This is a genomic window from Pseudomonas sp. 10S5, from assembly GCF_035019745.1.
Lineage (GTDB): Bacteria > Pseudomonadota > Gammaproteobacteria > Pseudomonadales > Pseudomonadaceae > Aquipseudomonas.
The window spans coordinates 1-488 of sequence record NZ_JASJVL010000049.1 but is presented as its reverse complement, the minus strand read 5'-3'; the positions used below and the strand labels follow the sequence as shown (position 1 = coordinate 488).

At 48.2% G+C, this 488-nt stretch carries 1 pseudogene; it reads right to left on the bottom strand.

Annotated elements, in window-relative coordinates:
- A pseudogene (locus QN378_RS23330) lies at positions 1-251 on the bottom strand (hypothetical protein); the annotation flags it as partial.
- Positions 252-488: the final 237 nt, after the last annotated feature.

Here is a 488-nt window from a genome sequence, read left to right as displayed (position 1 = left end):
AAGTTGATGACGATATCGCGGTAGCGGTGGGCGATGTACAGCACGTTCGTCACTAAACCCTGACGATCCGGGATGGTCGCGATGTAGGCATCGAACTCGTAAAACGGCGCAGTGAGTTCACCGATAGTGCCGTTCTTTTTATACTCGCCGTTGTTGTCGTAATCAAAGAGGGTGACGAGACCGGTGCGGCGGTTGATTTCCCAGATCGGGCCTCGGGAGGGTTTGACCCAGAGTTTAGGGAAATAGCGCATGACTACGGAGGCGATGACCCAGCACAGAAGAGGAATACCTAACAGCCAAGAATAAAACCCCAGAATTAGATCTTCCGCTAGGTAGCTCCAGGACTCGTTTAGAGATAGTCCAACAGCGATGAATGCAAATACGCTCAGCGGGAGTAAAAAAAGAAAAAAACCTTTTCCGAAAATTAGTAGGTATGCCCAAAACTGTGATCGTTTTGACCATAACGAAAATCTGAAACTTTCATGATC